We start from the raw sequence: 808 nt of genomic DNA, 5'->3' as shown, positions 1-808 counted from the left end.
GGACGACGAAATCGAATTCTAACGAATTACCGATTTCTGTCCCACTCTCAATTCTCTTCTTTAAAATTTTTTAGTGAAAGGAGAAAGGCAATCCCGCAAATCACAAGGAATACCGCTGCAACCCATTGAGAATAGAAATAAGCAGCAAATAATTGACTGTCGGTGAACATTTTTCCAAGAAGCCCGTTTACCAATCTAAAAAGAAAAGGAAAGGTGTCAGGTACAGCAAGAAATATCGCAACAAGTAGAATAAAGCCTGCCATCAAGAAAAGATTGGGAATCCACTTTTTAATCCTTTTCTCTTTTCTGAGCAAACACTTAGAAGCAATCGCTGCTAGAAAAACGAGGACATTCCATATGTTTAAGGCGATAAAATATCTAAAAGTATCCTTGTATGCGCCTATCGCCATAGCTAAAATCATGATAGGACCGAAAAAATTAATGGCACTTCCCAATAGTGCAAAGAGGCCATCGACCAAAACCAGATACTTCTTCTTCATTTTCTCACCTCATCTCACACCTATTCTACCACAAAGAAATTTGAAAACAAAAAAAGATAGCCAAAGCTATCTTGATCCGATGCGGAGAGAGGGACTTGAACCCTCACGACCTAAAGCGGTCACAGGATCCTTAGTCCTGCGCGTCTGCCAATTCCGCCATCCCCGCGATTGAGTACTTTACTAGTATATCAATCAACAACTTTTTTGTCAAGATTTTTTTCAAACTTTTTTCAGGGTTTGTCATTTTTTCACAAAAAGGGAGAGTGGGACAGAAATCGGTAATTCGTTAGAATTCGATTTCGTCGTCC

1 protein-coding gene and 1 tRNA gene are annotated in these 808 nt (G+C 39.4%); both read right to left on the bottom strand.

The genetic code is table 11. From position 1 onward, the window contains the following. Positions 1-47 precede the first annotated feature (47 nt). A complete protein-coding gene (locus tag ADG03_RS06845) occupies positions 48-500 on the bottom strand; it encodes a hypothetical protein (RefSeq protein WP_024056238.1) in 453 nt (150 codons plus the stop codon). Positions 501-580: 80 nt separating this feature from the next. Beyond that, a tRNA-Leu gene (locus tag ADG03_RS06840) sits at positions 581-666 on the bottom strand. Positions 667-808: the final 142 nt, after the last annotated feature.

This window comes from Streptococcus parasanguinis, assembly GCF_001069785.1.
Lineage (GTDB): Bacteria > Bacillota > Bacilli > Lactobacillales > Streptococcaceae > Streptococcus > Streptococcus parasanguinis_T.
The sequence above is the reverse complement of the archived record's forward strand: the minus strand, read 5'-3'. Positions and strand labels throughout refer to the sequence as shown.

Bases quoted from the DNA above. Each gene is read 5' to 3' on its own strand.
- ADG03_RS06845 (WP_024056238.1), bottom strand. From the start codon at position 500: ATGAAGAAGAAGTATCTGGTTTTGGTCGATGGCCTCTTTGCACTATTG.